We start from the raw sequence: 6,593 nt of genomic DNA, 5'->3' as shown, positions 1-6,593 counted from the left end.
ACAATAGCAAGAGTGAACCACCTGATCCCTTCCCGAACTCAGAAGTGAAACCTCTTAGCGCTGATGGTAGTGTGGGGTTACCCATGTGAGAGTAAGTCATCGCCAGCTCATTATTCGAAACACCCCCTGATATCTCAGGGGGTGTTTTTTTATGCGTGATGAAAAGGGAAGAAAAAAATAATAAGAAAAGCAGAAGAAAAAACAGGGAAATGATAGATATTTAAAAAGAATAAGGCCGATCAACAATAAACTCGTCTAGAACTCTTTTATATCATTTAAAATGTTTTGCTAATGAAAATGTGTAATAAATCAATATAATAAAATCGTTTGTCTCTTTAATAATATATAGGGTATTTAAGATGTTTTTAAAAAAATTATTAGCTACAGTTTTATTTGCATTTGTTTCTTTCAATACTACAGCCGGTGTGTATCAGGATAAACTAAGTGAATGTTTGGTAAATAAAATTTCAGCAAAAGAGAGTCAGAACTTAACAGCTTGGATTTATTTGGCATTTTCAGCACATCCAGAAATTTCTAAATATAGTAAAGTAACGCCAGTTGAGATACAAAAAATTGATAAAAATATGGCTATTCTATTTCAAGATTTATTTACTAAACGTTGTAATGCTGAAATCAAAGCTGTTACAGAAAATGAAGGAACAAATGCTCTAGGTAAAGCATTTGAACTATTGGGAAATCGTGCAGCTGAAAATCTGATGAAAAATCCAATTGTTGAAAAACGTATTGCATCATTTGCGCAATATTTTGATGAAGATAAAATGCGTCAATCTATGAAATAATTGAAGAGATTAGACCTAACAAAATTTATCCTCTTAAGCTTAGTTAGGTCTATATGGTTAAATAAAAGATTAAATTTTTAGAAATTATAAGGAACTTTTTAAATTATTTTGATGTTCTTTAACTTGTTTTGCATAACGTTTGCCTTGTTTTTTCATTTTTCGATTGGTGTTATAAGCAGTAGGTCCGACATTATAGTAGGCTAAAGCTTTTGGAATACTACCTGCCGCATTTTTATATTTAGTTAAAATAAATGACCCACAATTAATATTGGTTAATTCGTCATATAAATCCCCAGGGCATGTTGCTTGCCAATAACGTGGCATCACCTGAGTTAAACCGACTGCACCTGCAGGAGAACTGACATAAGGGCGGAAAGTTGATTCTTGGCGAATAACGGCAGCCAGTAGTAAAGGATCTAAGTTGTATTGATCAGCAGTTTGCACAATGTAGGGGGACACTCGATTTGCAGTTTCAGGATTGACTGAATAGGCCTTTTGTATCCCTGATGAAAGTTTAACAGCACGTTTCTCTACAGAGCCACCACCAAGTGATGAACATGCAGAAATCAGACTTACAGATATAATAACAGTTGAAAACTTTAAGCTGTGAGCGCTCAGGAGCGAAGTAAGACGAGTTGAAAGGCGAGTTTTATTCAGTACATTCTGCATTTATGTTCACTTTAAAATAATCGTGGCTAAGTGTAATTTCTAAAGCGATATTATGAACTGGAGACTTAGAGGTCAATATTTTCTTAAGATGGTCTGTACAGTGAAATTGTAAGAATTGATGGAAATGTACTCAAATTACATGATTTTTTAAGTGAAGAGAGAAAAAGATCGTGTTAATTGAATCAGTATTTCTCTCTTAACATGGTACTTATTAAGATTATGGGAACATTCAAATCCCGAGAACTTTAGTTATAAAAAACTAGAATATCCATTCATCAAATAACTGTATTTGATAAAGCTGTAAATCTTTCCAGTGAAATTTGTAGAATCTAATTTTATTTAAAGCGTTTTAAGCATCCAAATTTCGCATGCTTGGCTATGACCTGTATTGCCCTTGGGAGCTTGTAAGTGTTCAAATCCTACTTTTTCATAGAGTTTTACCGCTTGTCCAAGTGCATGTGTAGTTTCTAAATAACACGCTTTAAAATTATGATCTTTGGCGAATTGAAAACAAAGTTCTAAAATATCTTTGGCTAAGCCATGACCACGTAATTCAGGCATAAAATACATTTTTTGGATTTCTAAAATGCTTGAATCTCCAGCTAAAGGAGAAAGGCCGCCACCACCTAAAATTGTACCGTGTTGATTTTCAATAACCCAATATTGTGCATTTGCTTGCGCATAGACGTGATATAAATCATCTAAAATTGGATCTGCAACGGAAAATCCTGATTCAGGTGCTAATCCAAATTCTTTGGAAACTGTGCGAATGACATTGGCAATGCTTGCATTGTCTTCAGGTTGAAGTGGTCGGATCTGAAACATAATCATCGAAAAACAAAAAGATGGATTGTTTTATAGACTGATCCTATATAAAAATCCATCTTTAAGTTTCAAATTGCTCAAGCAAAGTAATTATTTTAATTCGCTTGAACTTTTACCCAGTTCACGTCGTGCAACGATTAATTGTTGAATTTGCTGTGTTCCTTCAAATATATCAAGGATTTTTGAATCACGTGCCCATTTTTCCAATAATTCATCTTCGTTATAACCAACTGCAGCTGCGAGCTCTACACATTTTAAGGTGATTTCATTACCTACACGGCCTGCTTTTGCTTTAGCGATGGATGCTTCACGTGAGTTAGGTTTTTTGTTGTCGGCCATCCATGCGGCTTTGAGCATGAGTAGACGCGCTGCTTCCCAGTCTGCTTCCATACGGTAGATTTGTGCAGCAATATTCGAGCTTTGTAAGATGGGTGTTGAATACTGCTCATCTAGTTCATCTTTGAAGATTTCTTTAATTCGCTCTAAAGATGCTTTTGCACAGCCTATAGCCATCGCAGCAACGAGTGGGCGAGTATTATCAAAAGTTTCCATAACCCCAGCAAAACCCTTTGCTACATCAATTTCAGCATTGCCTAATAAGTTTGCAGCAGGGACACGACAATCTACAAAACTAATGGCAGCAGTATCAGAAGCTTTAATACCCAATTTATGTTCTAGGCGTTCTACAGTCATTCCTGGTGTACCTTTTTCAACCACAAGGGATTTAATCGCTGCTCGACCTAATTTTTTATCTAGCGTTGCCCAAACCACCACGGAATCAGCACGCTCACCCGAGGTGACAAAGATTTTTTCCCCATTGAGAATGTATTCATCGCCATCTTTCGTCGCTGTTGTCCTAATTGCAGCAGAATCAGAGCCGCAATTGGGTTCTGTAATGGCCATAGCGGCCCAAGTTCCTTTTAAGCGCTCTAGTTGTTCATCATTGGCTACTGCTGCAATAGCCGAGTTTCCAAGCCCTTGTCGAGGCATGCTGAGCAACAGGCCTGTATCTCCATAGCACATCTCGATGATACTGAGGGCTGTCGACATATTGACACCGTTTTTATTTCCTGTGTCTGTGTCGCCACGTTTATTGACGGCGGCACCTGCATTCATGCCATCACCGCCATCATTCATACCGTCGACGAGGGAAGATAACATATCTAACTCTTTAGGATAGGCATGTTCGGCTTTGTCATATTTACGTGAAATAGGACGTAGAACATTTAAAGCGACTTCATGGGCTTGGTCGATCAGCAATTTAAATTTTTTCGGATTTTGTAAGTTCATGGACATCTCCTTGTTTTTATTTTGCTGAATTATGCATGTAAGCCAGATTGAAGAATCGCTGTGGCACGTAAGTCTCGATACCAACGTTCTACGGGATGTTCTTTGGTAAAGCCGTGACCACCTAATATTTGCACGCCATCGGTCCCAATTTTCATTGACTTTTCAGCACATAGCACGCGGGCTAAATAGGCTTCACGATGAAATGGCTTGCCGGCTTCGGCTAGACTTGCTGCGTTTAGGATGAGCATATGCATGGCATCAATTTCGATTGCCATATCTGCAATCATAAATGCCACACTTTGACGGTGCGAAATTGGCTCTCCAAAAGCTGTACGTTCGTTTGCATATTGAATGCAATATTTTTTGACTGCAGTTGCGGTGCCAACAGCCATGGCACACCACATTAAGTTGCCAAGATCGATAAATGAGGTGTAATTGAAATCTTGATCACCTAAGCGTTGGGCAGGGGTGTGAGTAAATTTTAAAGTTACCGTTTCAGTGGCTTTTAAACCCATAGCTGGTGTTTTTTTAGCGCTAATGCTCTGGTCGCGTTGCACAATAAAAACTTCAGGCTGTCCATTGAGTATGGCACTCACTAACAGCACATCTGCCTGTTCGCCTAGAAGGACTAAGGTTTTCTCCCCACTGATTTTATACTGCTGGCCATCAGCAATCGCGTGAGTTTTAAGTTGATAGGGATTAAATGCCGCTGTTGCCTCTTGAACCGCAAAGCTTGCACGTAGGGCTGAATCATCTGCAAATGCCGCTAAGTAGGTTGCTTGAACAGATTCGGAACCCCATTGGGTGATGGCGTTGATACAGCTAAATGTCGACAGTAAACCTGCTGTTAAACTAAAGTCACCTTCAGCCAATTGTTCCGCAATTAAGATATTGCTAATGATGTTTTTTTCTGCTGCAACGCCACCCAAATCTTCAGGTAAGGCATAATAATTTAGACCTAGATCTTGGATATGTTGCGATAACGCTTCAGGAAATTTTTCCTCTTGATCGGCTTGATGAGCAAGTGGATACAAAACTTCTGTGGCAAACTGCTGCATCGCATCAGCAGTCATTTGCTGTTCTTCAGTCAGGTTTAAATCAAATAATGATTTTTGTTGATTTGGCAAACGTTGCTTATGCACATCTTTGTTGGTCTGAAATACTTTTTGCGTCTGGCTCAGGGTTTTAAAACCAGCTTTTGAGCTTTGATACAAAGATTTTTCAACAAATTTGCGCAGTTTAAACTGATCGAGTACATCACTTCCGGCAATTTTTGTTAAAAGTGAGAGTCCAAATCCTTGTGCCTTGTTTACCATATTGGTCATTGTTGTTTTCCATTTGCGTTGTTCTTATTTAATGCTGACATGCCAAAGATAGAAAAACCATGTCATAAATGACATGCATGATTGTCAAAGATAAACGGCGAGATTAGGTGGGATTTGATAGCTAAATGATTAATTAAGAATAGAAAAGTAAAAAGGCTTAAAAGGATTGTTATTTTGAAATTGACTTGGCTGACATTTGAGTCAGCCAAGTCTTAAGGTGTGCATTGAGTGTTTATTGATATTTTTGAATCATACGACGAACATTGGTTTTCGCTTCAATGACAGTCATAAAGGTATATGCACCGATAAATTTACGGCTAATAAACATAAACTCTTTCGGTGGAACTGAGAAGTAGCGAGATGCCATCGATTTTGAAGCTTGTTGCATTACACGGCTATGTAATTGGCTTTTTTTCCAGTCATAGCGTTGTTGTTCGTCCATAACACCAGCAGGGATGTTTGGGTTATTTTCAGTGCTACTAAATGCCTCTGTCGCTAACAAAAAGACTTTAGCCATATCAGGTTTAATACTTTGTGGAATACCATCAAAGAACTCATAACCTGTCATCGCTTTGACCATTTGCTCAGAGCTGTGATGGTAACCCGCGGTAATCAAATTACGCGCAACGCCTAATAGATGCTCATCGAACTGACGGATCGCACCAAAGTCGAGGAGTACAATTTTATCTGGCACATCCGCACCATTGCCTAAACGGACCAAATAGTTTCCGAAGTTAGGGTCGGTTTGCATTTCACCCCATTCAAAAATTTCGCGTACGGCAATTTCAAGTGATGCTTCACCTAAGGCGTTACGGCGCTCTTGAGGAAGTGACAGCATTACTGGGCTGTTAATCGGTACACCACGTTCAAAGGTCATACACAGTACTTGAGGTGTTGAATAACCTTCAATGATTTGCGGCACGATATAGCGTGGGTCTTCTTTTAAGCGTGCTGCAAAACGGCGAGTGGTATCTGCTTCGATTTTATAATTTACTTCACGATGCATCATTTCACGAACTTCATCAAACCACTGATCAAATTCACGGGTTTGGGGCACCATTCGTGTTAGTTTGAGCATGTTTTTGAATAGATTCATATCTGAATCGATTGCATCTGCAACACCTGGATACTGGATTTTTAATACCAGTTCTAAGCCATCAGATTTACGTTTTGCACGGTGAACCTGTGCCAAAGATGCTGTACCAAGTGGCTCATGATCAATCACGAGATCATCAAGCTTTGAACCAAGTTGATTTTGTAATTGGACTTTGATGGCTGGCCATGCCAATGCAACTGTTTGATTGTTCAGGGTGTTGAGGGCTTGGGTGATTTCTTCAGGCAGAAAATGTTCACCATACAATGCCATCATTTGCCCAATTTTTACAATTGAACCTTTTAATTTACCAATTTCTGCGACGAGATATTCAGCCTGATCTTTCATGGCTTTTTTACGCTTTTTCTCTTTTTCTTCTTCACTCGAAAAAATAGAAGTGGCGTTTGATGCTGCCCAACGAGTTCCCGCAAGTAGCGATGCCTTTGCGATAGATAAGCGTCGATCCATAGAAGACGTTTTCAAGTGTTTGAGCTTATCGTTCTGATCTGACATGTAAATTAAATCCTTTAATCAGCAATTCGCAGAAAAATACATTGTAGCTAATTTTAACGTTTCTTAACGTATTAAAAT

6 protein-coding genes and 1 rRNA gene are annotated in these 6,593 nt (G+C 38.7%); 2 read left to right on the top strand and 5 right to left on the bottom strand.

The features are described from left to right. Together rrf and FTT94_RS06515 are read left to right on the top strand one after the other, a co-directional pair. A 5S ribosomal RNA gene (rrf, locus tag FTT94_RS06520) occupies positions 1-108 on the top strand; the annotation flags it as partial. Positions 109-359: 251 nt separating this feature from the next. After that, positions 360-800, top strand: coding sequence for a hypothetical protein (locus tag FTT94_RS06515; RefSeq protein WP_180005580.1), 441 nt, complete (start codon positions 360-362; stop codon positions 798-800). A gap of 84 nt (positions 801-884) precedes the next feature. Here the strand turns inward: FTT94_RS06515 and FTT94_RS06510 are convergent, their stop codons facing one another. The 5 genes from FTT94_RS06510 to FTT94_RS06490 all read right to left on the bottom strand — a co-directional run bounded on the left by FTT94_RS06510 (position 885) and on the right by FTT94_RS06490 (position 6,515). Further along, the gene (locus FTT94_RS06510) at positions 885-1,469 is read right to left on the bottom strand and encodes a lytic transglycosylase domain-containing protein (protein WP_180060136.1); all 585 of its coding nucleotides are present in this window, start codon (positions 1,467-1,469) and stop codon (positions 885-887) included. A gap of 339 nt (positions 1,470-1,808) precedes the next feature. Beyond that, a complete protein-coding gene (locus FTT94_RS06505; RefSeq protein WP_180170448.1) occupies positions 1,809-2,294 on the bottom strand; it encodes a GNAT family N-acetyltransferase in 486 nt (161 codons plus the stop codon). Between the two features lie 90 nt (positions 2,295-2,384). Next, positions 2,385-3,584 carry an acyl-CoA dehydrogenase family protein gene (locus tag FTT94_RS06500; protein ID WP_180065106.1) on the bottom strand — a complete coding sequence of 400 codons (1,200 nt, stop codon included), beginning with the start codon at positions 3,582-3,584 and terminating at the stop codon, positions 2,385-2,387. Between the two features lie 29 nt (positions 3,585-3,613). Then, the gene (locus tag FTT94_RS06495) at positions 3,614-4,900 is read right to left on the bottom strand and encodes an acyl-CoA dehydrogenase family protein (RefSeq protein ID WP_180170447.1); all 1,287 of its coding nucleotides are present in this window, start codon (positions 4,898-4,900) and stop codon (positions 3,614-3,616) included. A 241-nt stretch (positions 4,901-5,141) separates the two neighbouring features. Beyond that, complete coding sequence (locus tag FTT94_RS06490; RefSeq protein WP_180005577.1) at positions 5,142-6,515, bottom strand: AarF/ABC1/UbiB kinase family protein; 1,374 nt, start codon at positions 6,513-6,515, stop codon at positions 5,142-5,144. Positions 6,516-6,593: the final 78 nt, after the last annotated feature.

It is taken from the genome of Acinetobacter sp. YH12027 (assembly GCF_013420085.1).
Taxonomy (GTDB): domain Bacteria; phylum Pseudomonadota; class Gammaproteobacteria; order Pseudomonadales; family Moraxellaceae; genus Acinetobacter; species Acinetobacter amyesii.
The sequence above is the reverse complement of the archived record's forward strand: the minus strand, read 5'-3'. Positions and strand labels throughout refer to the sequence as shown.

What these genes read in the sequence shown, in the direction of transcription:
- FTT94_RS06490 (WP_180005577.1), bottom strand. Translation starts at nt 6,515, where the DNA reads ATGTCAGATCAGAACGATAAGCTCAAACACTTGAAAACGTCTTCTATG.
- FTT94_RS06505 (WP_180170448.1), bottom strand. Translation starts at nt 2,294, where the DNA reads ATGTTTCAGATCCGACCACTTCAACCTGAAGACAATGCAAGCATTGCC.
- FTT94_RS06510 (WP_180060136.1), bottom strand. Translation starts at nt 1,469, where the DNA reads ATGCAGAATGTACTGAATAAAACTCGCCTTTCAACTCGTCTTACTTCG.
- FTT94_RS06495 (WP_180170447.1), bottom strand. Translation starts at nt 4,900, where the DNA reads ATGGTAAACAAGGCACAAGGATTTGGACTCTCACTTTTAACAAAAATT.
- FTT94_RS06500 (WP_180065106.1), bottom strand. Translation starts at nt 3,584, where the DNA reads ATGAACTTACAAAATCCGAAAAAATTTAAATTGCTGATCGACCAAGCC.
- FTT94_RS06515 (WP_180005580.1), top strand. Translation starts at nt 360, where the DNA reads ATGTTTTTAAAAAAATTATTAGCTACAGTTTTATTTGCATTTGTTTCT.